At 62.8% G+C, this 24,595-nt stretch carries 21 protein-coding genes; 16 read left to right on the forward strand and 5 right to left on the reverse strand.

All coding sequences use genetic code 11. The annotated features are described in order from the left end of the window. Positions 1-272: 272 nt before the first annotated feature. Both AFIDRAFT_RS14910 and AFIDRAFT_RS19145 read left to right on the forward strand, forming a co-directional pair. Positions 273-962 carry a GntR family transcriptional regulator gene (locus AFIDRAFT_RS14910; protein WP_245258188.1) on the forward strand — a complete coding sequence of 230 codons (690 nt, stop codon included), beginning with the start codon at positions 273-275 and terminating at the stop codon, positions 960-962. Between the two features lie 271 nt (positions 963-1,233). Then, on the forward strand, positions 1,234-2,844 hold the full coding sequence (locus AFIDRAFT_RS19145; protein ID WP_050789614.1) for a glycosyltransferase: 1,611 nt from the start codon (positions 1,234-1,236) through the stop codon (positions 2,842-2,844). 34 nt (positions 2,845-2,878) lie between these two features. On the opposite strand, the gene AFIDRAFT_RS14920 is transcribed toward AFIDRAFT_RS19145, so the two are convergent. Together AFIDRAFT_RS14920 and AFIDRAFT_RS14925 are read right to left on the reverse strand one after the other, a co-directional pair. Further along, positions 2,879-4,087 (reverse strand): MFS transporter, encoded by a 1,209-nt coding sequence (locus AFIDRAFT_RS14920; RefSeq protein WP_009340374.1) that lies wholly within the window; start codon positions 4,085-4,087, stop codon positions 2,879-2,881. 114 nt (positions 4,088-4,201) lie between these two features. Beyond that, on the reverse strand, positions 4,202-4,984 hold the full coding sequence (locus AFIDRAFT_RS14925) for an SDR family NAD(P)-dependent oxidoreductase (protein WP_009340376.1): 783 nt from the start codon (positions 4,982-4,984) through the stop codon (positions 4,202-4,204). A gap of 155 nt (positions 4,985-5,139) precedes the next feature. On the opposite strand from AFIDRAFT_RS14925, the gene AFIDRAFT_RS14930 reads away from it, so the two are divergent. After that, entirely contained in the window at positions 5,140-6,027 is an 888-nt protein-coding gene (locus AFIDRAFT_RS14930) for an AraC family transcriptional regulator (protein WP_009340378.1), read from the forward strand. 7 nt (positions 6,028-6,034) lie between these two features. Here AFIDRAFT_RS14930 and AFIDRAFT_RS14935 read toward each other — a convergent pair whose 3' ends face one another. Continuing rightward, a complete protein-coding gene (locus AFIDRAFT_RS14935) occupies positions 6,035-6,850 on the reverse strand; it encodes a uracil-DNA glycosylase (protein WP_009340380.1) in 816 nt (271 codons plus the stop codon). Between the two features lie 184 nt (positions 6,851-7,034). On the opposite strand from AFIDRAFT_RS14935, the gene AFIDRAFT_RS14940 reads away from it, so the two are divergent. From AFIDRAFT_RS14940 to AFIDRAFT_RS14955, 4 genes are all read left to right on the forward strand, one after another. Continuing rightward, positions 7,035-8,693, forward strand: a complete 1,659-nt coding sequence (locus AFIDRAFT_RS14940) for an electron transfer flavoprotein-ubiquinone oxidoreductase (protein WP_009340381.1) — start codon at positions 7,035-7,037, stop codon at positions 8,691-8,693. A 9-nt stretch (positions 8,694-8,702) separates the two neighbouring features. After that, a complete protein-coding gene (locus AFIDRAFT_RS14945; protein WP_009340382.1) occupies positions 8,703-9,446 on the forward strand; it encodes a sulfite exporter TauE/SafE family protein in 744 nt (247 codons plus the stop codon). A 253-nt stretch (positions 9,447-9,699) separates the two neighbouring features. Beyond that, positions 9,700-11,451 (forward strand): tetratricopeptide repeat protein, encoded by a 1,752-nt coding sequence (locus AFIDRAFT_RS14950; protein ID WP_009340383.1) that lies wholly within the window; start codon positions 9,700-9,702, stop codon positions 11,449-11,451. 120 nt (positions 11,452-11,571) lie between these two features. Then, positions 11,572-12,453: a 4-(cytidine 5'-diphospho)-2-C-methyl-D-erythritol kinase gene (locus AFIDRAFT_RS14955; RefSeq protein WP_009340384.1), complete on the forward strand. Its 882-nt coding sequence runs from the start codon at positions 11,572-11,574 to the stop codon at positions 12,451-12,453. A 9-nt stretch (positions 12,454-12,462) separates the two neighbouring features. On the opposite strand, the gene AFIDRAFT_RS14960 is transcribed toward AFIDRAFT_RS14955, so the two are convergent. Further along, positions 12,463-13,473 carry a polyprenyl synthetase family protein gene (locus AFIDRAFT_RS14960; protein ID WP_009340385.1) on the reverse strand — a complete coding sequence of 337 codons (1,011 nt, stop codon included), beginning with the start codon at positions 13,471-13,473 and terminating at the stop codon, positions 12,463-12,465. Positions 13,474-13,565: 92 nt separating this feature from the next. On the opposite strand from AFIDRAFT_RS14960, the gene AFIDRAFT_RS14965 reads away from it, so the two are divergent. The 6 genes from AFIDRAFT_RS14965 to glyS all read left to right on the forward strand — a co-directional run bounded on the left by AFIDRAFT_RS14965 (position 13,566) and on the right by glyS (position 19,057). Then, positions 13,566-13,793 (forward strand): putative signal transducing protein, encoded by a 228-nt coding sequence (locus AFIDRAFT_RS14965; RefSeq protein ID WP_040298501.1) that lies wholly within the window; start codon positions 13,566-13,568, stop codon positions 13,791-13,793. Beyond that, positions 13,783-14,586: a tRNA1(Val) (adenine(37)-N6)-methyltransferase gene (locus AFIDRAFT_RS14970; RefSeq protein WP_009340387.1), complete on the forward strand. Its 804-nt coding sequence runs from the start codon at positions 13,783-13,785 to the stop codon at positions 14,584-14,586. The genes AFIDRAFT_RS14965 and AFIDRAFT_RS14970 overlap by 11 nt, the downstream gene beginning before the upstream one ends. Positions 14,587-14,827: 241 nt before the next feature. After that, the gene (locus AFIDRAFT_RS14975; protein WP_009340388.1) at positions 14,828-15,709 is read left to right on the forward strand and encodes a S49 family peptidase; all 882 of its coding nucleotides are present in this window, start codon (positions 14,828-14,830) and stop codon (positions 15,707-15,709) included. 13 nt (positions 15,710-15,722) lie between these two features. Beyond that, positions 15,723-15,908, forward strand: coding sequence for a hypothetical protein (locus AFIDRAFT_RS14980; RefSeq protein ID WP_009340389.1), 186 nt, complete (start codon positions 15,723-15,725; stop codon positions 15,906-15,908). 161 nt (positions 15,909-16,069) lie between these two features. Beyond that, on the forward strand, positions 16,070-16,978 hold the full coding sequence (locus AFIDRAFT_RS14985; protein WP_197083257.1) for a glycine--tRNA ligase subunit alpha: 909 nt from the start codon (positions 16,070-16,072) through the stop codon (positions 16,976-16,978). 3 nt (positions 16,979-16,981) lie between these two features. Next, positions 16,982-19,057 carry a glycine--tRNA ligase subunit beta gene (gene glyS, locus AFIDRAFT_RS14990; protein WP_009340391.1) on the forward strand — a complete coding sequence of 692 codons (2,076 nt, stop codon included), beginning with the start codon at positions 16,982-16,984 and terminating at the stop codon, positions 19,055-19,057. 73 nt (positions 19,058-19,130) lie between these two features. Here glyS and AFIDRAFT_RS14995 read toward each other — a convergent pair whose 3' ends face one another. After that, on the reverse strand, positions 19,131-19,487 hold the full coding sequence (locus AFIDRAFT_RS14995; RefSeq protein ID WP_009340392.1) for a DUF1236 domain-containing protein: 357 nt from the start codon (positions 19,485-19,487) through the stop codon (positions 19,131-19,133). A 216-nt stretch (positions 19,488-19,703) separates the two neighbouring features. Here AFIDRAFT_RS14995 and AFIDRAFT_RS19580 point away from each other — a divergent pair, with 216 nt between their 5' ends. From AFIDRAFT_RS19580 to AFIDRAFT_RS15005, 3 genes are all read left to right on the forward strand, one after another. Next, on the forward strand, positions 19,704-19,850 hold the full coding sequence (locus AFIDRAFT_RS19580) for a DUF3096 domain-containing protein (RefSeq protein WP_009340393.1): 147 nt from the start codon (positions 19,704-19,706) through the stop codon (positions 19,848-19,850). A 172-nt stretch (positions 19,851-20,022) separates the two neighbouring features. Beyond that, a complete protein-coding gene (ppdK, locus tag AFIDRAFT_RS15000) occupies positions 20,023-22,932 on the forward strand; it encodes a pyruvate, phosphate dikinase (RefSeq protein WP_009340394.1) in 2,910 nt (969 codons plus the stop codon). A gap of 274 nt (positions 22,933-23,206) precedes the next feature. Beyond that, complete coding sequence (locus AFIDRAFT_RS15005) at positions 23,207-24,592, forward strand: cell wall hydrolase (RefSeq protein ID WP_009340395.1); 1,386 nt, start codon at positions 23,207-23,209, stop codon at positions 24,590-24,592. The last annotated feature ends 3 nt before the right edge of the window (positions 24,593-24,595 follow it).

Here is a 24,595-nt window from a genome sequence, read left to right on the forward strand (position 1 = left end):
CATCCGCAACAGCAAACAAGGCTCCTTTGGGCCGGGTCTTGGGGAGACCCGGCAGACGTCCACAGGCTTTCAAGCAGGAAGCAGGCCAGTGCGGCGTGACGCGGCGTTGAACGTTGGTCGGAGAAGTCCTAATCGTGCACCCGGAGACGGGCTGAAACCGCCGGCCGCGATTCCTGCCGGGGCCGATATAGTTCGCCCGGCGGGATTCGCGCCCGCGATGTCCCGTCGATCTTTTTCACCAGCGGTGAGCGTGCGCACTTATGATGCAGCCCATGAATCGTCCCAGCAGTCTTCCCGATGTCTCCGACAACGACGACGAGCCGCAGTCGCGTATCGCCTATCGCTTGATCGAGGCGATGATCGTCACGCACGAACTGCCGCCCGGTTCACGCATTTCCGAGGCATCGTTGAGCGCCAAGCTCGGCATCGGCCGCACGCCGATCCGCGAGGCGCTGCAGCGGCTGTCGTTCGAGGGCACGGTGAAGATCGTGCCGCGCTCCGGTGCGTTCGTGTCGGAGATCGATCTGGTCGATCAGCTCGCGATGATCGAGGTCCGCAAGGGCATCGAGAACGTGCTGGCGGGCCGTGCGGCGCGGTTCGCGGGCGATACTGAGCGCAAGCGGTTCCGTGAGTTGGCTTTGATGTTCGAGAAATCCGCCGCCACCAATGACGGCCACATCTTTGTGGAGGCCGACCGCGAATTCAATTCGCTGGTCGTGGCGACCGCGCGCAATAAATATGCAGCCCAGGCGATCACGCCGATCGAGGCGCAGACCCGGCGGTTCTGGTACGTGCATTTCAAGCAGTTCGGCGATTTGCAGCGCGTCTGCACGCTGCATGCCTTCGTGGCGCGCCGGATCGCGGAGAATGACGAGGCCGGCGCGCGCGAGGGCTCCGACAAGATCGTGGATTACGCCGAGGAATACACCCGCAAGACGCTGATGTTCTTCGGGATGGGATAGGCGGGATGGCTCCCAATCCCATTGCAGCTGCGACATACGATCCCATTGCAGCGCAAGGGAATAGCGAGTTTTTCGATTGTGGCGGGAAGCAAACCGGATAAGGTTCAGGCGGATTTGAAATTGCGCCCGAAATCAAATCCGTCACCCGACCCACGCTTGACCTCAAATCGATCATGCTTCTGGCCCCAGCCAGGGGTTCGATTGATCGGGAAGTCGCCCAGCAATGATCATGCGGAAAATTTGGCGGGAGGTGTTCCGGCCAGTCAGGAGAATGCTTGCGGCCGAAGCCGACCTCGCGGTGTCGCGGGCTGTCGAGAAATCCAACATGCAGGCGCTGCACGATTTGCAGGCAGATGAGCGATTCAATCGTCAGGCGCTGCACGATATTGCGTCGATCCTGTTTGGGGGCCTCGGGACACCGGACCATGCGGGGCAGGACGCTGTGGGATTGGTCATTCCGACTTGCGATCGGCCGCAAAGCCTCAGGCGGGCGCTGACTTCGGTGGCGGCGCAGAGCCGCCGGCCGGACAAAGTGATTGTGGTCAATGACGGTCAGGAGCGGATTGAGAATATCGTCCTTGAATTTTCCGGCCGTCTTGCGATTTCTATTCTCCATACCGGACATCCCTACAGCGGCCCGTCGGCCGCCCGGAATCTCGCGCTCGATGTGCTCGATACGCCGCTCGTGGCGTTTCTGGACGACGATAATCTGATGTGGCCGCGATGGATAGAACGGGCGGCTGCATTTCTGGAATCCGATCCGAAGATCGACATTATCTACGGTGTGCAGCTTCGCGACGCTGAATTCTCAAAGACCACGAAAAACTGGTTTCTCGTTCCCTTCGATTTCGAGGAATTGAAGCAGGGCAATTACATCGATCTCAATCAACTCATGCACCGTAAAAGCGCCACCCGATTCGATCCGCTTTTGAAGCGCCTGATCGATTGGGACTACGTCCTGCGGCTTATTGATTCCCGGCCAGACAGGATCGTTCCGGTCGATGCCATTTCCTCTCTCTATCTGGCTTCGGGTTTCGACCGGATCTCCGTCGCTCTCTGGCCGCCGGATCTTGGCCGTAGCATTGCTGAGCGGGAGGGCGCGACTGGCGCTCCGCTCCCGGCTGGTGCTTGCGTCTGTAGTTGTTGCAATTTCACGGGAAAATTTCTTCCCGGTCCCGATGGCCGTCCGAACGCGGGCTGTCCGCAATGCGGGTCGCTCGAAAGGCATCGCTTCCTTCAACTCATGGGCCCCTTGCTGCGCAGCAGATGGGTTCCTGAAACACGGCCATTCGAACGTGCCGCTTTGGTCGAAGTGGCTCCATCCTCTGCAACCCTTCCGTTTCGCCGTCTGTTCGGAATCTCAAAAACGGTCGATGCCGATCCTCAAGCGGATGGACGCGTGGTCGATATCGTCGCGTCGCTGACCGATCTGCCTTTTCCTGGCGATTATGCGGATGTTCTGCTTGCGCTGCATGTGCTCGAACACATTCCGGATGACAGGAAGGCGATGGCCGAGATCGCGCGGGTTCTGGCGCCGACGGGAGTCGCCATTTTGCAGGTGCCATTGTCGGATCGCGATACGACCGATGAAGCTCTTCTGGATACGGCCGAGGAGCGGGTCGCCCGTTACGGGCAGGCGGATCACGTTCGTCTCTATGGAAACGATTTCTTCGCGAGGCTGAACGAAGCCGGCCTGACCTGTGCCGCTGTAAGCCCTCGCGATTCCATGTCTTCCGAAAGCATAGAGAGATACGGTCTTCTTCCGGATCAGGCACTTGTCTTCGCGGTGCGCTTCGACGCCACGCGCGCCAAAGAATGCCTTGAGTATTTCGTCTCCTCGCTCACGCGACAGACCTGGACCGGCCAGCCGCGTAAGGCATGAGGCTGTCGGTTTTGGCGCATCGCTTCTGGGCTGCTTAAAGCGCAGGCGTGCGGCGGCGCATGAAATGAGCAACGGCGAGGCAGATCAGCGCCACCGCGACTGGCGGAAACACCACTGCATTGACAACGGTCCAGCCGAAATCGGCAAGCAGTTGGCCCGAGGCGAACGAGCCGATCGCCATCATCCCGAACACCAGAAAGTCGTTGAACGCCTGCACCTTGTTGCGTTCCTCGGGCCGGTGGGTCTGCACCACCAGCGCGGATGCACCGATGAAGCCGAAATTCCACCCCAGCCCGAGCACGATCAGCATCGCCCAGAAATGCATCGGCGTAATGCCTGACATGCCGATGGCGGCCGCTGTCGCCTCAAGTGCGAGTCCAATCGCCACGATCACTGGCGCGCCGAAACGCGCGATCAGGGAGCCTGTGAAGAAGCTCGGCCCGTACATCGCCACGATGTGCCACTGAATGCCGAAGTTTGAATCGCTGATCGGCAATCCGCACAGCCGCATCGCCAGTGGCGCCGAGGTCATCACCAGATTCATCATGGTGTAGGCGACGGTGCCGCACAGCGCCGCGGCGATGAAGTCGCGCTGGCCGATGATGGCAGACAGCGGCCGCCCGCGATGAAGATCGGCAGCGTGCGGGCGCGGCGCATGCACGGTGGAGAGCACTGCCATTGCCACCAGCGCGACGACGGCCTGCACCACGAAACTCGCTGCGAACAGATGCGGTGCCCAGAAATCCATCGTCCATTGCACAAGCTGCGGGCCGAGCACGCCCGCGAAGATGCCGCCCGCGAGCACCCATGAGATCGCCTTTGGACGGAAAGCTTCGCGCGCGCCGTCGGCGGCCGCGAAGCGATAGGAAAGCGCAACGGAGGCATAAAGACCGCCGCAGAAAGTGGCGATGCAGAACAGCGGGAATGATTTCAGAATGATGGCGATCGCCGCCAGCGCACCGCAGAGCGCGCCGAAACCTGCGCCAATCAGAAAGGCGATGCGGCGGCCATAGGTGCGCGATATCCATCCGGTCGGCAGCGTGCCCACCGCCATGCCAACCACGTAGATCGACAGCGGTAGTGTCGCCAGCGACATATTGGGTGCGATCGCGGCCCCGACGATCGAGCCGGTGGCGAAGATCACGGCAGTGTTCGCACCGGTCAGCGCCTGGGCGACGGCCAGCCGCGCCACATTGGAGCGGACCCTGTGGTCGTCGTGAGCTTCGCTAGTGATCGCTGTCATGGCTGTTCCGGCGCGACATGGAGAACAATTTTCTCGCATGTTCGGCCGGAACAGAACAGGCATAGCGCCCGGAAGACCCCCTATGCATTTTTGCCGAGCACCCGCCGCTCGCGATCAGACGAAGATGCCGCCGGAGACTTCGATGCGCTGGCCGTTGATCCAGCGATTATCGTCCGACAGCAGCGCAGCGATCATCGGGCCGATATCGTCGGGCAGGCCTGCGCGGCCGAGGGGCGTCGCGCTCGCGACTTGGCGGTTGGCTTCGGCGTTGTCTCGCACATGACCGCCGCCGAAATCGGTTTCGATGGCGCCGGGCGCAACCGTATTGGCGGTAATGCGGCGCGGACCGAGTTCCTTGGCGAGGTAGTGCGTCAGCACTTCGATTGCGCCCTTGGTCGCGCCATAGGCGGAAAAGCCGGGCAGGCTGAAGCGGGCAAGGCCGCTGGAGAGATTGATAATGCGTCCGCCATCGGCGATCAGCGGCAGCAGCGTCTGGGTCAGGAAATAGACACCCTTCAGGTTGATGTTCATCAGCCGGTCGAAATCGGCCTCGGTGGTTTCCGCGAACGGCTTGTTGATGCCGATGCCGGCGTTGTTCACGAGGTAATCGAACTGCGCCGCGCCCCAATTGTCCTTGAGGCTGGTTTTCAGCCGCGCGGCGAAATCCGGGAAGGTCTTGATCGCGCCGGTGTCGAGCTGAAGTGCTGCGGCGTTGCGGCCGAGTGCCTTGATGGCGGCAACGGTGGCGTCGGCCTCTGCCTGATTTGAGTGATAGGTGATGGCGACATCCACGCCCTTGCGGGCGAGGCTGAGGGCGGTGTTGTGGCCGAGCCCGCGGCTGCCGCCGGTGATGAGGGCGATCTTTGCCTTTGAATTATTTGTGTTTTCCGTAGCCATGGAAGCCTCCTGAAGCGTCATTCGATGGCCCCTGTGTAAGGCCGCCCCATCATCCGCGAAATGCCGGTGGCTCCGAGTTTATTGCCTGATCCTCCAAATGTGCTTTCCCCATTGAAGCAGGCCGCCTATCTTGACGGTACGGTCAGGAGGCCGCCGTGCAGATGTCGTTGAAGCAAAGTATCGCCCGCCACATCGACGCGATGAGCCGCGAGGACGGTTTTTTCGACACCGCGATCGAAGGTCTGATCCTGACGCGTTCGTCCACCGAGACGCTGCCGCATCCCATTCTCTACAAGCCCGCGCTGTGCATCGTCGCGCAGGGCGCCAAGCGCAGCCTGCTGGACGAGGACGCCATCGCCTACGCGGAGATGCAGGCGCTGGTGGTGACGGTGGAGATGCCGGTACGCGGCGGCGTGACCCGCGCCAGCAAGGCGACGCCCTATCTGGGGCTCATCCTCGAATTCGATCTGCGGCTTCTGCGCGAGGTGCTCGAGGAATTCGACGATCCGCCGAAACCAGCGAGGGAGGGTCCAGCGTTGCTCGTTCACGATATCGGAGGCCCGCTTGCCGACAGCGTGCTGCGGCTCGTCAATCTGCTTGATACGCCTGCGGCGATTCCGGTGCTGGCCAAATCCGTGATGCGCGAGATTTATTTCTGGCTGCTGAGCGGGCCGCATGGCGCGAGCATCAGCCGGCTGGCTTCGCCCGATGGCCACACCGAGCGTCTGAGCAGGGCGATCCATCTGCTGCGTGACGATCTTGCGCGCGCGATCTCTGTTGAGGAACTGGCCGCCGCCGCAAAGATGAGCCCGTCCTCGTTCCACCAGCATTTCAAGGCCCTGACCTCGCTGACGCCGCTGCAATATCAGAAGCAGTTGCGTCTGCTGGAAGCGCGGCGGCTGATGCTCGCCGATGCGGTGACGGCGACAACCGCCGCCTATCGGGTCGGCTATGAAAGCCCCTCGCAGTTCAGCCGCGAATATTCCCGCATGTTCGGCGCGCCGCCGCGCCGCGATGTGGCGGTGATGCGGACGATCGCCTGAGGCGCACTTAAGTTTTCACACTCGCCGCGAGTGCGGTCTGGATCGTGCGCAGGTCTTTCCACGTCATCCGCTTGTAGATCGGCTGACGCAGCAGGTAAGCGGGGTGGAAGGTCGCCATCGCGCGGATGGTGCGCGTGCCGGTGTTGTAGTCGAACCAGCGGCCGCGCGTCCTCATGATGCCGTCTTTCAAGTCGAGCACCGCCTGCGACGACGGCTTGCCGAGACACACCACGATGTCCGGGTCGACCAACTCGATCTGCCGCTTGATGAAGGGCAGGCACATCTGCGTTTCGTGCGGGGAGGGGTCGCGGTTGCCCGGCGGCCGCCATGGAATGACGTTGGCGATGTAGGCCTTGGTGCGGTCGAGTCCGATAGAGGCCAGCATCAGGTCGAGCAGCTTGCCCGAACGGCCGATGAAGGGAATGCCCTGAAGATCCTCGTCGCGGCCGGGTGCTTCGCCGACGAACATGACGCGGGCCTGCGGGTTACCGTCGCCGAACACCAGCTTGGTCGCGGTCGCCTTCAGTGCGCAGCCATCGAACGCCTCAAGGAGGCCGCGTAATTCCTCAAGGGTCTTGGCCTTCGGCGCGAGTTCGCGGGCCGATTCGATGGCGGCATCGGGCGCAGGCGCGAGGTCGGTCTGCGGCGCGGCGGTGAGGGCCGGCGCGGGCGTCAGCGGCGCGATACGCCGTGGCGCGGGTGCCGGTTCCGCCTCGATCTCGGACAGACGGTCGAAGGGCTCTTCGGCCAATGCGCAATCGACCCCGGCTTCCAGATAGAAGGCCAGCAACTCGTGCGGGGTTGGGGGGCGCTCGGAAATCATGGGGCCAATGTTAAAGCGTCCGGGCGGGGAATGAGAGTCCCGATTTGCCGTTCCACATAACGGACTCTGGAGCGCGCACAGGTACCATGATTTTCGACAGGGTTGTTCTCCCTGCGAAAATCGTCAACAACACTTCTTAGAGACATTCCATCCCCGCTTGCCCGCAGGACCAGCCGAGCCCCACATGAGCGATGAGCCGCAGCCCCGCGACTCCATGGAGTTCGATGTCGTCATCGTCGGCGCGGGCCCCGCAGGGCTCAGCGCCGCGATCCGTCTCAAGCAGATCGAGCCCGCGCTCAGCGTGGTGGTGATCGAAAAAGGCTCCGAGGTCGGCGCGCACATCCTGTCCGGCGCGGTGATCGACCCGGTGGGGCTCGACGACCTCATTCCCGAATGGCGCGATGAAGACGACTGTCCGCTGAAAACGCGCGTCAGCGAAGACCGCTTCGCCTGGATGACGGCGAACGGCGAGATCAGGCTGCCGAATGTCCTGATGCCGCCGCTGATGAACAATCATCATTGTTACATCGGTTCGCTCGGCGACCTGTGCCGCTGGCTCGGCGCGCGCGCCGAAGCGCTCGGCGTGGAAATATATCCCGGGTTTGCCGCGACCGAGATCGTCTATGGCGAGCATAACGAAGTGCGCGGCGTTGCCACCGGCGACATGGGCGTGGCGCGCGATGGTTCGCACAAGGCCTCGTTCACGCGCGGCATGGAGCTGCTCGGCAAGTACACATTGTTCGCGGAAGGCGCGCGCGGCAGCCTGACCAAACAGCTGATTGCCCGCTATGCGCTGGACAGTGGCAGCGAGCCGCCGAAGTTCGGCATCGGGCTCAAGGAAGTCTGGCAGATCGACAAGGCGAAGCATCAACCGGGTCTGGTGCGCCATTCGTTTGGCTGGCCGCTCGACAGCAAGACCGGCGGGGGCTCGTTTCTTTATCACTATGGCGAGAATCTCGTCGCCATCGGCTTCGTCGTCCATCTCAATTACGACGACCCCTATCTGTCGCCGTTCGAGGAATTCCAGCGCTTCAAGACCCATCCTTCGATCCGCCCGACGCTCGAAGGCGGCAAGCGGCTGTCCTATGGCGCGCGCGCGATCACCGAGGGCGGCTTTCAGTCCGTGCCCCGGCTGACCTTTGCCGGCGGGGCACTGATCGGCTGCGCCGCAGGCTTCGTCAACGTGCCGCGCATCAAGGGCGTCCACAACGCGATGCGCAGCGGCATGATCGCCGCGCGGCACGTCACGGATGCGCTGGCGGAGGGCCGTGCGAACGACGAGCTTGTGCAATATGAGAGCGGCTGGCGGCTGTCATCGGTCGGGCGCGATCTCAATCGCGTGCGCAACGTCAAGCCGCTGTGGTCGAAGTTCGGCACCGTCCTCGGCGTCGTGCTCGGCGGCCTCGACATGTGGACGCAGACGCTGCTCGGCCTCTCGCTGTTCGGCACGCTGAGCCACGGCAAGACCGATGCCGCGAGCCTGCATCCCGCGCGCGACTACAAGCCGCGCGTGGCATCGAAGCCCGACGGGCAGGTGACGTTCGACAGGCTGTCCTCGGTGTTTCTGTCCAACACCAACCACGAGGAGGACCAGCCGGTCCATCTCAAGGTGCTGAACATGGCGCTGCAGAAATCGTCAGAGCACGATGTCTTCGCCGGACCCTCGAACCGCTATTGCCCCGCAGGAGTCTACGAATGGCTTGATGGGCCGGACGGCCCGCGCTTTCAGATCAACGCGCAGAACTGCGTCCACTGCAAAACCTGCGACATCAAGGATCCGAACGCAAACATCGTCTGGGTGCCGCCGGAAGGCGGCGGCGGGCCGAATTATCAGGGCATGTGAGCAGCGGTGATGCTTGAAATGCATGACGTGACGTCCTTCGGGCTCACCGCCTTCATCCTGTTCGGCGCCTATACGTTGTTCGGTATCACCGGGTTCGGCCAGAGCATGATTGCGATGCCGTTTCTGGCGATGATCGCCTCGTTGCGGTTTTTCGTCCCGCTGGTGGCGCTGCTCGATACCGTGTTCGTGTTGTGGAACATGACCAAGTTCCGCAAGGACGCGGACTACCGGGAACTGATCGCGCTACTGCCGACCACGATTATCGGCATGATCGGCGGCGCGACCATGCTGGTGTTCCTTCCCGAACGGATTCTACTGCTCACGCTTGGCGTGCTCATTACCGCTTACGGCCTTTATCGCCTCGTGGCGAAGCAGCAGACGGGGAAGCTGAACAAGTTCGTCGCGGTGCCGCTCGGCCTGCTGGCAGGGGCGCTGTCCGCGACCTTCGGAACCGGCGGTCCGATTTACGTCGCCTATCTTTCGGGCCGCATCTTCGACAAGAGCCAGTTGCGCGCGACCATTCTCGGGCTGCTGGTTCTGACGGCCATTGTCCGGCTCGGCGTTTTCGGCATCGGCGGATTGTACAACAACGCCCATATCTGGCTGTGGTGGCTCATGGCGCTGCCGTTCTGCTTCGCCGGGGTGAAACTCGGCCATTATCTTCACGACAGATTGAAGAGCGAGAGCCTGCTGATCCTCGTCTACCTGACGCTGGTGGTGTCCGGGGTGACCCTCCTGGTGAAGAACTTCTGACGGCAGTGGCCCCGGTTGCAGGAGGCAGGAGTGGAGCCGGCATAGTTTTGCCATTTTAGGCGCCGCCACGATGCAGCCATCTTTGCTGGAACGTTCCCGAGGGACTTTCCGAATCCTTGCGGACGGCATCTAAACGGGCCATTGTGCGCTGCCCTGAGCCGCCCGGGCGGCCTTGCGTTTTCAATCCATCCTGACGGAGACGGTGCGCGTGAATTTCTCAACTCGTTCTTCTCGCGTGGCGCTTGCTGCCGCGATGGCGACGGCGATGATCGTCGCGCCGGTTGCATCATCCGCCTTCGCCGAAACCACACCCACGATCGATAACGGATTGTCCGCTTATCCGACCGCGCGCGATCTGCAGGGCCTCAGTCCCGCAGGTAGCTATCTCGCCGCCCGCCATGCCAGTGCGGATCGCGACGCGGGCGTTGCCGCGTCATTCTACCGTGCGGCACTTCGGTCCGATCCGAAGAACGCCGATCTGCTGGATCGCGCTTTCATCTCCTCCGTCGCCGACGGCGAGATGGACGAGGCCGTCAAGCTCGCAGGCAAGATTCTCGCGACCGACAAGACCAATCGCGTGGCGCGGCTGGTCGAGGGCGTTCACGCCCTCAAGCTGAAACGCTACTCGGCGGCGCAGCAGAACTTCAATCAGTCGGTGCGCGGCCCGATCACCGATCTCGTCGCGACGCTGCTGTCGAGCTACGCGATGCAGGGCGCGGGCAATACCTCCGCCGCGCTTGCGAATATCGACAAGCTCACCGGGCCGGAATGGTATCCGATCTTCAAGAATCTCCACGCCGGCCTGATCGACGAGCTCGCCAACCGGCAGAAGGATGCGGGCGTCCGTTTCGAGGCGGCCTACAAGCTCGATGACACCGCATTGCGGATCGTCGACGCCTATGGCCGCTGGATGTCGCGCAACAAGAAGGAAGCCGAGGCGGCGCAGTTGTTCGAAACCTTCGACAAGAAGGTGCCGCGTCATCCCCTGATCGTCGACGCGCTGAAGGATCTGAAAGCCGGCAAGAAGCTGCCGGCGCAGATCGATACGCCGCAGTCCGGCGCGGCCGAGGCGCTGTACGGCATCGGCTCGTCGCTGACGCGCCGCGGCGGCGAAGACCTCGCGCTGGTGTACCTGCAGCTTGCGCTGTATTTGCACCCGAACCATCCGCTCGCGCTGCTGTCTCTCGCCGATCTCTATGAATCGGTGAAGAAGCCGCAGCTCGCGATCAGGATTTACGAGCGCATGCCCGAAAATTCGCCGCTGAAGCGCAATGCGCAGATTCAGATGGCAACGGACCTCGATTCTGTGGATCGCACCGACGAGGCACTGACGATCCTCAAGTCGGTCACCGCGGAAGATTCGAAGGATACCGAGGCGTTGATGGCGCTCGGCAATATTGAGCGCGCGCGCAAGAAGTTTGCCGATTGCAGCGGCACCTATACCAAGGCGATCGATGCCTCGGATGCGGCCAAGCCGAACTGGGTACTGTATTACTTCCGCGGTATCTGCGAGGAGCGCTCCAAGCAGTGGCCGAAGGCGGAAGCCGATCTGAAGAAGGCGCTGGAATTGCAGCCCGAGCAGGCGCACGTGCTGAACTACCTCGGCTATTCGTGGGTCGATCAGGGCATCAACCTGCCCGAGGGCATGGCGATGATCCGTCATGCCGTCGATCAGCGTCCCGATGATGGCTACATCGTCGACTCGCTCGGCTGGGCGTATTTCCGTATCGGCGACTATGTCAATGCGGTGAAGACACTGGAGCGCGCCATCGATCTGAAGCCGGAAGATCCGACCATCAACGATCATCTCGGCGATGCTTATTGGCGCGTCGGCCGGACGCTGGAGGCGAAGTATCAGTGGGCGCATGCGCGCGACCTCAAGCCGGAGGCCGAAGAACTGCCGAAGATCGAGGCGAAGATCGCCAATGGTCTGCCGGACCTGCCGGCCGGCCCTGCGGCGGCATCGAATGCCAATGAAAAGAAGAAAGACGATAAAGGCGGCTAGCACGCCGCAAAATCGGATTTTGAACATAGATGGCCGGGCTTGTCCCGGCCATCTGCGTCTTGGTATGGATTTGCGAATGTGAAAGCCGGCGGCGGGCGCGGGCATCAACCAGAGACGGGCATGGCCTCATTCACCGAAATCGCGCGCGCCAAGGTCAACCTGACGCTGCGCGTTCTGGGCCGCCGCCCGGACGGCTACCATGATCTCGACAGCATCGCTGCTTTCGCAGATTGCGCCGACAGCCTGACGCTGGAGCCGGGCGATCTTGGCCTCACCATCACCGGGCCGGGAAGTGCTGCGTGCGGCGATGCCAACGACAATCTGGTGATCCGCGCGGCGCGGTTGTTGGCCGAACGGGTGCCGGGCCTGAAGCTTGGTCATTTCACGCTCGACAAGCATTTGCCGGTGGCGGCCGGAATCGGCGGGGGCTCGGCGGATGCCGCGGCGGCGTTGCGGCTACTGGCGAAAGCGAACGGGATCGCTCTCAACGATGCGCGCCTGTTCGAGGCGGCGCGTCTTGCGGGCGCGGACGTGCCGGTTTGCATCGCCTCTCATGCGTGCGTGATGGGCGGCGTCGGCGAGAATCTGACCATGCTCGATTTGCCACCGTTGTCCTGCGTAATGGTCAACCCGCGCGTTGCTGTCGCAACCAAGGATGTCTTCACCGCGCTCGGCCTGCGTGCGGGTCAGTTACGTGTCGGTGTTGATGAAATTCTCGAAGCGGTGACGCTGCCGGGGGCGGGTGCATCGGCCGGGGAATGGATCATCCAGCTCTCGGGCGGCGTCAACGATCTCGAAGCGCCTGCGCTGCGGGTTCAACCGGTGATCGGTGAAGTGCTGGCGGCCTTGCGCAAGACGCAAGGCGTGCAATTGGCGCGGATGTCGGGGTCGGGCGCGACCTGTTTTGCGCTGTATGACGATGCCGTTTCCGCCGATCGGGCCGCGCAAGCCATCGCACTGACCCATCCGCAATGGTGGGTCCACGCGGGAACGCTCAGCTAATCAGCTAAATCAGTTCGACCGTGCGAGGCAGAACGCGACGACCTGTTCGAGCGCGCTCTTCATTGGGGATGACGGAAACAGCGCCAGTGCATCGACGGCCATCGCGCCGTAATGCTGTGCGCGCTGCATGGTGTCGTCCAGAGCGCGGTGCTTTGTCATCAGGCCGATGGCGTGATCGAGGTCGGCGTCGGCCACCTCGCCGCGCTCCAGCGTCCTGATCCAGAAATCGCGTTCGACATCGTTGCCACGGCGGAAGGCCAGCACCACGGGCAGGGTGATCTTGCCTTCGCGGAAATCGTCGCCGACGTTCTTGCCGAGCTTGGCGGCCTTGCCGCCGTAATCGAGCACGTCGTCGATGAGCTGGAAGGCGATGCCCAGATTCATGCCAAACGAACGCGACGCGGTCTGCTCCGCTTTCGGCCGGTTGGCGATCACGGGTCCGACCTCGCTCGCTGCGGCGAACAGTTCGGCGGTCTTGCCACGGATCACCGCGAGATATTCGTCCTCGGTGGTGGCGGTGTTCTTCGCGGCCGCAAGCTGCATCACCTCGCCCTCGGCGATGGTGGCGGCGGCGGAAGAAAGAATGTCGAGCGCGCGCAGCGAGCCGACCTCGACCATCATGCGGAAGGCCTGGCCGAGCAGGAAGTCGCCGACCAGAACGCTGGCCTCGTTGCCCCACAGCATCCGCGCCGACAGCTTGCCCCGGCGCAGTTCGCTTTCGTCCACGACATCGTCGTGCAGGAGTGTCGCGGTGTGCATGAATTCGACGGCGGCAGCGAGCTTGATGTGACCGTCGCCGGTGTAGCCCGCCAGCTGCGCCATCGCGAGCGTCAGCATCGGACGCAGCCGCTTGCCGCCCGAGGAGATCAGGTGGTTGGCGACCTCCGGGATCATCGTGACTTCGGAGCCGGTTCGCGACAGAATGGTCGTGTTGACCCCCGCCATGTCGTCGGCAACAAGCGCGACAAGCCGGTCGATCGATGGGGTGGAATGGCCCTCAAAAGGTACGATAACTGCCACGCAGGGTCTCCCGGTTCTGGCTGGCCGGACAATAGAAACTGCCGCGTCCCACGGCAAGAGCGTCCCCGGCCGGCGGTGAGGAGGAAGCAGGATTGCGCGAGTTATTGAGGACGAACGATATAGTCATGGTGTCGGCGGTGGGGGCGTTGCTCGATGGGGCGAACATCAAGCATCTCCTGCTGGATGCCAATATGAGCATTCTGGAAGGCTCGGCCGGGGCGATTCCACGCCGTATTCTGGTGCACGAAAACGATGATGCCGCTGCGCGCCGCCTGCTGACCGAGGCCGGCCTGGGACACGAATTGCGCGATGGGAACTGATCCGGTCCACTCTGACGATCTGACCGAGGATGCCTTTCTTGCAGGGAGGCTTCGCCTGCGCCAGTTCAGGCGGGGCCACCGCGCGGGCCACGATGCGATCCTGCTGGCCGCTGCCGTCCCGGCACGCGCGGGCAAGCGCGCCGTCGAATTCGGGGCGGGCACGGGGGCTGCGGGTCTTGCACTGGCGCGGCGAGTCGACGGCATAGACCTCACTCTGGTGGATATCGATTCCGCGCTCGTTGATCTTGCGCAAATCAATGCGGCGGCGAACGGCATCGCGGCACGGGCCATCGCGCTCGATGTTGGCGCGTCGGCGTCGCAGTTCGCGGACATGGGCTTGCCGCCGGACCATGCCGATCATGTGATGATGAACCCGCCGTTTCATGCGGCGGATCGTCATCGTGCCTCGCCCGATGAAGGCAGGCGCACGGCGCATGTCGATACGGGCGAGACGCTCGATGTCTGGAGCAAGGCCGCGCGGCGCGTTCTCAAGCCGGGCGGCTGCCTCACGCTGATCTGGCGGGCGGATGAACTGGATCGTGTGCTGGATGTGCTTGAACGCGGCTTCGGCGCGGTCGAGGTGATCCCGGTCTATCCGAAGCCGGATGCGGTTGCGATCCGCGTTCTGGTGCGGGCGATCAAGGGAAGCCGGGGTCCGTTACAGATTTTGCCAGGGCTGGTTCTGAACGATCGGCAGGGACACCCCACAGCGGCGGCAGAGCATGTGCTGCGAGGGGGAGCGCTCGGTTCCGAGCCTTGCGGCGAAACGGCGCTGGGGATGCGCGAAAAATAGGCGTCCTGCTTACTGCGGAAGCGAGTTCGGGCGCTTATCTTGGACAGAGGTGAAGCGAATAGCCGTGAAAAGTGCGCTTATCATCAACACCATCAGATAGATTTTCATCGAAGCACCTTTCGGCTGGCCTTGCCGGAAGCCCAGGCAGAGGCGTTATCGCGGTATGCAATGCAAGTGGCGTACCGGACGGCGCCTAAGTGCCATTTGACGGATAATAAGGCGTTAATGCGAAGGACGTTGCATGACAGTTGAGGATCGCGATCACAATGCGCTGAATGACGGCTGGACCCGTTTCCTGCCGGAGTATTTCCGCGGGGCGGTGGTCCCTGTGGTTCGCCTCAGCGGCACCATCGGTGCGGTCACCCCGCTGCGGCCGGGGCTGTCGCTGTCCGGCGTCAGCAAGCTGCTCGAGAAAGCATTCGAGACCAAGCGGGCCAAGGCGGTCGCGCTGGTCATCAATTCGCCGGGCGGCTCGCCGGTCCAGTCGCATCAAATCTACGCGCGCATCCGTCAACTCGCGGAGACGAAGAAAATTCCGGTGCTGGCGTTCGTCGAAGATGTCGCAGCCTCGGGCGGCTACATGATCGCTTGCGCGGGCGACGAGATTTTCTGCGACTCGTCCTCGATTCTCGGATCGATCGGCGTCATCGGCGGCACGTTCGGTTTTCAGGATCTCATCAAGAAGATCGGCATCGAGCGCAGGATCTACACTTCGGGCGAGCACAAGAGCAGCCTCGATCCGTTCCTGCCGGAAAGCCCGGACGACGTTGCGCGGCTGAAGGCGATCCAGCGCGAGATTCATGACAGCTTCATCGATCTGGTGAAGCGCAGCCGTGGTGCGCGGCTGCAGGGTGAGGCGAGCTATCTGTTCTCCGGCGAGTACTGGGCCGGCGAGCGCTCGGTGAAACTCGGGCTCGCGGATGGGATCGGCGATCTGCGCAGCGTGGTCCGTGCGCGTTACGGCGAGCGTGTCCGCATGCCGGTGATTGCGCCCAAGAGCGGATTGCTCTCGACTCTCGCGGGCAGGAAGCCGGGCGCCGAGGCCATGATCGGCGCGGGCTTCGCCGACGACCTGATTTCCGCCCTGGAGACGCGTGCATTATGGGCGCGCTACGGACTGTGAGTGTGAGGGACACATGCCGCCGCTGGTTCTGATTGCTTTGGGTGTATTGGGCGGGGCCGCCCTGCTGCGGCTCGCGACGAAGGAAGGCCGCCGGGTCAATCGCGAACTCGATGAGATTCGCGAGCAGGAGGCCTCTGATTCTAACGGCGCGGTCCGGCTCCGGCGCGACCCGCAGACGGGCACATACCGCCCCCATTAGGCATGATGGGCGCGAGTCGCCTTCGATGGCGTGATAAGGGCCGTTTTCGGCGGCCTCTCCTTGATTCCTGACCCCCGCGCCGATACGGTCCGCCGCGCCAGCCCGGCTTTGCCGCCCTTGAACTGATTGCAGAATATCCGATGGAAACGCTTCCGCCGCACATGCGCCCCGAAAAATCGTTTCAGGGCCTGATCCTGACATTGCAGCGCTATTGGGCTGACCATGGCTGCGTGATTCTGCAGCCCTACGACATGGAAGTGGGCGCGGGCACCTTCCATCCGGCGACGACGCTGCGCGCGCTCGGTCCGAAGACCTGGAATGCCGCTTACGTGCAGCCCTCGCGCCGCCCCAAGGATGGCCGCTATGGCGAGAACCCGAACCGGCTGCAGCATTACTACCAGTTTCAGGTCATCCTGAAGCCGTCGCCGCCCGACATTCAGGACCTCTACCTGAAATCGCTCAAGGCCATCGGCGTCGATGCCGCGCTTCACGATATCCGTTTTGTCGAGGACGACTGGGAAAGCCCGACGCTCGGCGCGTGGGGTCTTGGCTGGGAATGCTGGTGCGACGGCATGGAAGTCTCGCAGTTCACTTACTTCCAGCAGGTCGCGGGCGTCGAATGCGCGCCGGTCGCGGGCGAACTGACTTACGGCCTCGAGCGGCTTGCGATGTATGTGCAGGGCGTTGATCGCGTCTACGATCTCAACTTCAACGGCCGCGAAGGCGCCGAGAAGGTGACCTATGGCGACGTCTTCCTGCAGGCCGAGCAGGAATATTCGCGGCATAATTTCGAGCACTCCGACACCGGGATGCTGTTCGAGCAGTTCAAGATGGCCGAAGGCGCGTGCAAGAAATATCTCGAAGCCGGCTGGGCCGATGGCAAGAAGGAGCGCCATCTGATGGCGCTTCCGGCTTATGACCAGTGCATCAAGGCCAGCCACGTCTTCAACCTGCTGGACGCGCGCGGCGTGATTTCGGTGACCGAGCGGCAGAGCTACATCCTGCGCGTGCGCGAACTGGCGAAAGCCTGCGGCGAGGCATGGATCGCCACCGAAGCGGGCGGAGTGTAAGCGATGCCCGATCTTCTTTTTGAATTGTTCTCCGAAGAAATTCCCGCGCGTATGCAGGCGAAGGCGGCCGACGATCTGCGCCGCATGGTGACGGACAAGCTCGTCGCCGAGGGCCTCGTCTACGAAGGCGCGAAGGCATTCGCGACGCCGCGCCGCCTCGCGCTCACCGTGCACGGCCTTCCGGGACGCCAGCCAGATCTGAAGGAAGAGCGCAAGGGACCGAAGGTCGGCGCTCCGGATGCCGCCGTGCAGGGCTTCCTCAAGGCGACCGGTCTGAAGTCACTCGACGAAGCGAAAATCCAGAAAGACCCGAAGAAAGGCGACTTTTATATCGCGCTGATCGAGAAGCCGGGCCGTCCTGCCATCGATGTCATCGCGGAAATCCTGCCGGTGATCGTTCGCACCTTCCCGTGGCCGAAGCAGATGCGCTGGGGCGCGGGCTCAGCTACGCGCGGCGCACTGACCTGGGTGCGACCGCTGCATTCGATCATTGCGACGTTCGGTCTCGAAACCGAAGACCCGGACGTGGTGAAGTTCGATGTCGGCGGCATTGAAGCCGGGCAGGTGACGCGCGGCCACAGATTCATGGCGCCCGCCGAATTTTCCGTGCGCCGCTTTGAGGATTACGTCGCGAAGCTGGAAGCCGCCAAGGTCGTGCTCGACCCGCAGCGCCGCAGGGACATTATCCTTGCCGACGCCAAGCAACTGGCATTCGCACAGGGCTATGAGCTGGTCGAGGACGAGGCGTTGCTTGAAGAAGTGGCGGGCCTTGTCGAATGGCCGGTCGCGTTGATGGGCTCGTTCGATCAGGACTTCCTGTCGATCCCCGGCGAAGTGATCCGCGCCACCATCCGCAACAACCAGAAATGTTTCGTGGTGCGCGACCCGAAAACCGGCAAGCTCGCGCCGAAATTCATTCTGGTGTCCAACATCGAGGCAACCGACGGCGGCAAGGCCATCGTCGCGGGCAACGAGCGCGTGATCCGCGCGCGGTTGAGCGACGCGAAATTCTTCTACGAGACCGATCTGAAGACGAAACTCGAAGCCCGGCTGCCGAAGTTCGAGAACATTGTGTTCCACGAAAAACTCGGCACGCAGGCCGAGCGCATCGCGCGCATCGAACGGCTGGCCGCAGAAATCGCGCCATTGGTCGGCGCCGATGTCGAGAAGACGAAGCGCGCCGCGCGCCTTGCCAAGGCGGACTTGCTCACCGAAGTCGTCGGGGAATTCCCCGAGGTACAGGGCCTGATGGGCAAGTACTACGCGCTGGCGCAGGGCGAGGACGCTTCTGTCGCTGCTGCGATCGAGGATCATTACAAGCCGCAGGGTCCGAACGACCGCGTGCCGAACGATCCGGTTGCGATCGCGGTGGCGCTGGCCGACAAGATCGACATCCTCACCGGCTTCTGGGCGATCGATGAAAAGCCGACGGGATCGAAAGACCCGTTTGCACTTAGGCGCGCGGCGCTTGGTGCAATTCGGCTGATCGCTGATAACGGGATTCGTCTGCCGCTGCTGGCGACCTTTGCAAAGGCCGCGAAGCCGCACGACGGCAAGGACCTGCTCTCCTTCTTCGCCGACCGCCTGAAGGTGCAGTTGCGCGAGCAAGGCGCGCGGCATGACCTCGTGGACGCCGTGTTCGCGCTCGGAGGTCAGGACGATCTGTTGATGGTCGTGCGCCGCGTCGAGGCGCTCGGCAAATTCCTCGACACCGATGACGGCAAGAACCTGTTGGCAGGCACCAAGCGCGCCTCGAACATCCTCGCCATCGAGGAGAAGAAGGACAAGCGCAACTTCACCGGCGCGCCGGAGGCTTCGCTCTATAAGCTCGATGAAGAAAAGAATCTCGCAGCCGCCATCGAACAGGTGAAAGCCGAGGCAGGCACTGCCGTGGCGAAGGAAGATTTTGCGGGTGCCATGGGCGCGCTGGCGAAGCTGCGTCCGGTGGTCGATGCGTTCTTCGACAAGGTGAAAGTCAACGACGACGACAAGGCGGTGCGCGAAAACCGCCTCAAGCTCCTGAACGAAATCCGCGAGGCGACGCGCGCGGTTGCGGATTTCTCGAAGATTCAGGATTGAGTTTCCGGATTGCCCATTAACAAAGCCGTCCAGCGGTTGCTGGACGGCTTCACCATTTCGGAGCGTCCGTTAATTACTCGATCACCTGAATGACCTTGCGGGTTTGCGGATCGACAAGCACATAGTTGTCGTTGACGCGGCTGTAGCGGTAACGGTGCGCGCCGTACTGTTGCGGCACGTCGTAATAGGTCACGCCCATCTCCGGCAGCGTCACGCCGACCATTACCTGACCCGGCACGGTGTAGTTCGGCACATTCTCCTGCACGACATATTCACGGAAGCGCGGTTGCAGATCGGGGGCGATACCACCCTCATCCACGACCATGCCGGTCGTCGCGCCGTCGCGCACGATGATGCCTTGCGCCTGCGCAGCGGCCGGTACCGCCATCGCACCGGCAAGGACGGCAAGAACGAGTGCTGACTTTCGCATGGTCTGTCTCCTGTCAAAGCGAAGGCCGCATGATGCGGCCGATGCCTGACAATCCGCAGACGATGCAGGTGTTCCTGCACCAGTCGTGACTTCATTGGGGCCTTTTTGTGCAGGGAGGGAACCGATCCGCTTTCAGAATCGTCGTTGATCGTCTATCGCGCTCGTGGCGATGCACTTCGCGAGCATTCCACCCCTAAAATTTCAGGAGATGATGCAATGACGATTACGGGAATTGCCCACCTTCAGCCGGTTGTCGCGCTTATCGCGGGCATCCTCATTCTCATCATGCCGCGCCTTCTGAATTACATCGTCGCGATCTACCTGATTTTCGTCGGGATCGTCGGATTGGGTATCATTCACTGAGTTGACGGTTCAGGCCGGAAGTCCGCTTGAAGAACCCGCGAGGGATTTGAACCGTCCCTAGCCGAAAGTTGGTATTCCGGCACCCAGCTATGCGTCAGGCGCGCCTTGCATCACGCCTTGAAACCGTGGTGTAACGCGCCTGCTTTCCAATTCCATCCAGCGACTGGCGGTCATGGCAAAAGCTCTCTCCAGGGTCAAAAAATCATCTGCAAAAGCAAAGTCCTCAGTAAAGCGCGCGGCATCGTCTCCGGCGCGTAAGAAAGTCGGAAAGGCACCGCCGCGACCGGCCCCCAAAAAGCCGGCTGCAAAAGCCAAGGCCGCGAAGGGCTCTGCCAAGACTCTGAACAAGCCCCTGAAATCCTCTCCCGCCAAGCGCGCGGCGAACACCAAGACCGCCGCAAAAGCCGGAAAATGGGTTTACCTGTTCGGCGACGGCAAGGCCGAAGGCAAGGCGGGCATGCGCGAGTTGCTCGGCGGCAAGGGCGCCAATCTCGCCGAGATGTCCAATCTCGGTCTTCCGGTACCGCCCGGCTTCACCATCCCGACCTCGGTCTGCACCTACTTCTACGCCAACAACAAGAGCTATCCGAAGGAGCTGAAGGCACAGGTCGAAAAGGCGCTGGAAGCCGTCGGCAAGATCGTCGGCAAGAAGTTCGGCGATGCCAAGAACCCGCTTCTGGTCTCGGTGCGCTCGGGCGCGCGGGCCTCGATGCCGGGCATGATGGACACGGTCCTCAACCTTGGCCTCAACGACGTGACGGTCGAGGCGCTGGCGAAGAACGCGGACGACCGCCGCTTCGCCTATGACAGCTATCGCCGCTTCATCACCATGTACTCGAACGTGGTGCTCGGCTTCGAGCATCATCACTTCGAGGATGTGCTGGACACCTACAAGGACAGCAAGGGCTATTCGCTCGACACCGATCTCAACGCCGATGACTGGCAGGTCATTGTGGGACGTTACAAGGAGGTGATCGCGCGCGAGACCGGCAACGATTTCCCGCAGGATCCGCACGAGCAGCTCTGGGGCGCGATTGGCGCGGTGTTCGGTTCGTGGATGACGGCGCGCGCCGTGACCTATCGCCGCCTGCACGACATTCCCGAGTCGTGGGGCACCGCGGTCAACGTGCAGTCGATGGTATTCGGCAACATGGGCGAGACCTCGGCGACCGGCGTTGCGTTCACGCGCAATCCCTCGACCGGCGAGCGCAAGCTGTACGGCGAATTCCTCATCAACGCGCAGGGCGAGGACGTCGTCGCCGGCATCCGCACGCCGCAGGAAATCACTGAATCCGCGCGCAAGGAATCGGGTTCGGACAAGCCGTCGATGGAATCCGAAATGCCGGATGCCTTCGCGGAGCTTACGCGCATCTATCAGAAGCTCGAAAAGCACTACCGTGACATGCAGGACATGGAATTCACGGTCGAGCAGGGCAAGCTGTGGATGCTGCAGACCCGTAACGGCAAGCGCACCACCAAGGCTGCGCTACGCATCGCGGTCGAACTCGCCAATGAAGGCCTGATCTCGAAGAAGGATGCGGTGGCGCGCATCGAGCCTGCTTCGCTCGATCAGTTGCTGCACCCGACCATCGATCCCAACGCCGAGCGCGATGTGGTGGCGACCGGCCTTCCGGCCTCGCCGGGTGCCGCGTCCGGTGAGATCGTGTTCTCCTCGGATGAAGCTGCCAAGCTGCATGCCGATGGCCGCAAGGTCGTGCTGGTGCGCGTCGAAACGTCGCCGGAAGACATTCACGGCATGCACGCCTCCGAGGGCATCCTCACCACGCGCGGCGGCATGACCTCGCACGCTGCCGTTGTGGCGCGCGGCATGGGCAAGCCCTGCGTCTCCGGCGCGGGCAGCATCCGCGTCGATTACGGTCGCGGCACGATGTCGATCGGCAACCGCACCTTCAAGGCGGGCGATGTCATCACCATCGACGGCTCGCTCGGTCAGGTGCTGGCCGGTCAGATGCCGATGATCGAGCCGGAACTGTCCGGCGAGTTCGGCACGCTGATGGGTTGGGCCGATCAGTTCCGCAAACTCAAGATCCGCGCCAATGCCGATACCCCGGCGGATGCGCGCACCGCGCTCAAGTTCGGCACCGAAGGCATCGGCCTGTGCCGCACCGAGCACATGTTCTTCGAGGAAACGCGCATCCGCACCGTCCGCGAGATGATCGTCGCCGAAGACGAACAGGCTCGCCGCGCGGCGCTTGCAAAGCTTCTGCCGATGCAGCGCGCCGACTTCGTCGAACTGTTCGAGATCATGAAGGGCCTGCCCGTCACGATCCGTCTGCTCGATCCGCCGCTGCACGAGTTCCTGCCGCACACGCAGGCCGAGATCGAGGAGGTCGCGCGCGTTCTCAACACCGACCCCCGCAAGATCGCGGATCGCGTGCGGGAGCTTGCCGAATTCAACCCGATGCTCGGCTTCCGTGGCTGCCGTCTTGCGATCGCCTATCCGGAGATTGCGGAGATGCAGGCGCGCGCCATCTTCGAGGCGGCGGTCGAAGCCGCCAAGCGCACCGGCAAGCCGCCGGTGATCGAGGTGATGGTGCCGCTGATCGCGACCCGCGCCGAGTTCGACATCGTGCGCGAGCGCATCGATGCGATGGCGCATGCGGTGACCAAGGAAACCGGGGGCAAGCTGACCTATCAGGTCGGCACCATGATCGAACTGCCGCGCGCGTGCCTCAAGGCGGACGACATCGCCAAGACGGCGGAGTTCTTCTCCTTCGGCACCAACGACCTGACGCAGACGAGCTTCGGCATCAGCCGCGACGACGCCGCCTCGTTCCTTGGGCCATATGTCGCCAAGGGCATTCTGGAGACGGACCCCTTCATCTCGCTCGACCGCGACGGTGTCGGCGAACTGGTGCGGATCGGCGCGCAGCGTGGCCGCAAGGTGCGCGCGAACCTGAAGATGGGCATCTGCGGTGAGCATGGCGGCGACCCGGCGTCGGTCGCGTTCTGCCATGAGGTCGGGCTGGATTACGTGTCCTGCTCGCCTTACCGCGTGCCGATCGCGCGTCTGGCTGCGGCGCAGGCCGCCCTCGGCAAGACCGCCGCCGGCCAGGCCTAAGAAGCGCTTTCACGATTTTCAGGCCGTACCTTCGTCATGAAGGTGCGGCCTGATGCTTTTTGTGCGTTGACTGATTTTTTACCACACTGTGAAAATCGCCATTTACCAAGCATTACGGCGTGATCGCCGAAATGGTGCGATATTATTGCGTGTGGCGCGCCTGCACCGCAATTAACCCAGCGGCAACTTTAATTCGATATCACCAAAAACGATCAAATTGCACTGAATGTGCGAGGAGATCGCGTGTGTGTAGTGTTGTTGCGTGAGCGTAATGATGGTTATGTTGCGTGACAGGCTGAAGGGCGCAAATTTTGCGCCCTTCAGTTTTGTTCTCTGCCTTCTCGCGATGATGCCGACCGAAATCGGTTATCAGGACATCGCTTCGCAGCTCGCGCACCAGCCGGGCGTCGCGCAGCGCTGGCAGCAGCATCTGTTTGCGACCCCGCGCAATGCGCTCCGCATCGCTTCCTTCAATTTCGTCCGCCCGATCGGCACCGATGTACCCGATGCCGCCTCGGTGACGCTTGTGAGCCTTGGCGGCCGCAATTCGGATATCACCGGCTCGCTCGGTGGGGGTAACCCGTTCGCTCCGGCGGTCCGTCCGCTGCAGGCCTCCGATTATCCGGCCGTGATGCGTGCCGCGAAGGGAGATCGTCTGCCGTTGGCCGTGCCGCCCGCGCATTCCGTCTCGCCTGCGTCGCAGAATATTCCGGCTGAAGATGCGAAGGCTGCCGCCGAGAACACGGCTGCAGGCGAGCCGCTTGATCAGGAATTGCAGGAGGCGCTGAACTCGCCGCGGCTGCCGCAATATGACGCGCCCAAGACCGACGATGCCGTTCTTGATGACAGCGCGCTGGCAGCACTCCACGCAACGTCCAGTCATGCGGTCGCGCCGCGCGATCCCTTCACGGTCAAGACCGCGAGCCTGTTCTTCGGCAGCTCCGCGCTCGGCGACACCGGCGAAACGCTGGAGCGCTGGCAACCCGGCGAGGAGCCGGTCGTGATCCTGCCGAGCGGCGATCCGGATCTGAAGCAGCACGTCTCTCTTACGCCGAATGCCGATCCGTCGGCAGGTGGAGAGTCGATTGCGCCCAAGGGCGAGGTCAACAAGGAATCTCCTGCGCAGCGCCTCCATCTTGATGCGAAGGCGCGCGCCAAGGGCGAGAAGTGCCTCGCGGAAGCGGTGTATTTCGAGGCGCGCGGTGAAGCCGTGCGCGGCCAGATCGCGGTGGCGCAGGTGGTGATGAACCGCGTGTTCTCGGGCTTCTATCCGACGACGATCTGCGGCGTGGTCTACCAGAACAAGGGCCGCCATCTCGCCTGCCAGTTCACCTTCGCCTGCGACAACGTCCGCGATGTCATCAACGAGCCGGACATGTGGGAGCGGGCGAAGCGGATCGCCAAGGCGACGCTGGACGGCAAGCTGTGGCTGCCGGAAGTCGGCAAGTCCACGCATTATCATGCCTACTGGGTGCGTCCGTCATGGGTGCACGAGATGAAGAAGATGTATCGCTTCGGCGTCCATACCTTCTACAGACCGAAGGCATGGGGCGACGGCAAGGACGCGCCGAGCTGGGGCAACGCCGCACAGACGGCGGAGATTTCCAAGGAACTGGTCGCGGAAGCGAAAAGCTCGGCCGAGCTGGAAGCCCGGCGATAAGAC

Origin of the sequence: Afipia sp. 1NLS2 (assembly GCF_000178995.1) — a bacterium.
GTDB lineage: Bacteria > Pseudomonadota > Alphaproteobacteria > Rhizobiales > Xanthobacteraceae > Afipia.

Excerpts from the sequence above, each read along its gene's own strand:
- AFIDRAFT_RS14940 (WP_009340381.1), top strand. The coding sequence starts at position 7,035 with ATGAGCGATGAGCCGCAGCCCCGCGACTCCATGGAGTTCGATGTCGTC.
- AFIDRAFT_RS19580 (WP_009340393.1), top strand. The coding sequence starts at position 19,704 with ATGACGATTACGGGAATTGCCCACCTTCAGCCGGTTGTCGCGCTTATC.
- AFIDRAFT_RS14920 (WP_009340374.1), bottom strand. The coding sequence starts at position 4,087 with ATGACAGCGATCACTAGCGAAGCTCACGACGACCACAGGGTCCGCTCC.
- AFIDRAFT_RS14925 (WP_009340376.1), bottom strand. The coding sequence starts at position 4,984 with ATGGCTACGGAAAACACAAATAATTCAAAGGCAAAGATCGCCCTCATC.
- AFIDRAFT_RS14935 (WP_009340380.1), bottom strand. The coding sequence starts at position 6,850 with ATGATTTCCGAGCGCCCCCCAACCCCGCACGAGTTGCTGGCCTTCTAT.
- AFIDRAFT_RS15005 (WP_009340395.1), top strand. The coding sequence starts at position 23,207 with ATGGTTATGTTGCGTGACAGGCTGAAGGGCGCAAATTTTGCGCCCTTC.
- glyS (WP_009340391.1), top strand. The coding sequence starts at position 16,982 with ATGCCCGATCTTCTTTTTGAATTGTTCTCCGAAGAAATTCCCGCGCGT.
- ppdK (WP_009340394.1), top strand. The coding sequence starts at position 20,023 with ATGGCAAAAGCTCTCTCCAGGGTCAAAAAATCATCTGCAAAAGCAAAG.
- AFIDRAFT_RS19145 (WP_050789614.1), top strand. The coding sequence starts at position 1,234 with ATGCTTGCGGCCGAAGCCGACCTCGCGGTGTCGCGGGCTGTCGAGAAA.
- AFIDRAFT_RS14970 (WP_009340387.1), top strand. The coding sequence starts at position 13,783 with ATGGGAACTGATCCGGTCCACTCTGACGATCTGACCGAGGATGCCTTT.
- AFIDRAFT_RS14980 (WP_009340389.1), top strand. The coding sequence starts at position 15,723 with ATGCCGCCGCTGGTTCTGATTGCTTTGGGTGTATTGGGCGGGGCCGCC.
- AFIDRAFT_RS14995 (WP_009340392.1), bottom strand. The coding sequence starts at position 19,487 with ATGCGAAAGTCAGCACTCGTTCTTGCCGTCCTTGCCGGTGCGATGGCG.
- AFIDRAFT_RS14945 (WP_009340382.1), top strand. The coding sequence starts at position 8,703 with ATGCTTGAAATGCATGACGTGACGTCCTTCGGGCTCACCGCCTTCATC.
- AFIDRAFT_RS14955 (WP_009340384.1), top strand. The coding sequence starts at position 11,572 with ATGGCCTCATTCACCGAAATCGCGCGCGCCAAGGTCAACCTGACGCTG.
- AFIDRAFT_RS14910 (WP_245258188.1), top strand. The coding sequence starts at position 273 with ATGAATCGTCCCAGCAGTCTTCCCGATGTCTCCGACAACGACGACGAG.
- AFIDRAFT_RS14985 (WP_197083257.1), top strand. The coding sequence starts at position 16,070 with ATGCGCCCCGAAAAATCGTTTCAGGGCCTGATCCTGACATTGCAGCGC.
- AFIDRAFT_RS14975 (WP_009340388.1), top strand. The coding sequence starts at position 14,828 with ATGACAGTTGAGGATCGCGATCACAATGCGCTGAATGACGGCTGGACC.
- AFIDRAFT_RS14950 (WP_009340383.1), top strand. The coding sequence starts at position 9,700 with ATGGCGACGGCGATGATCGTCGCGCCGGTTGCATCATCCGCCTTCGCC.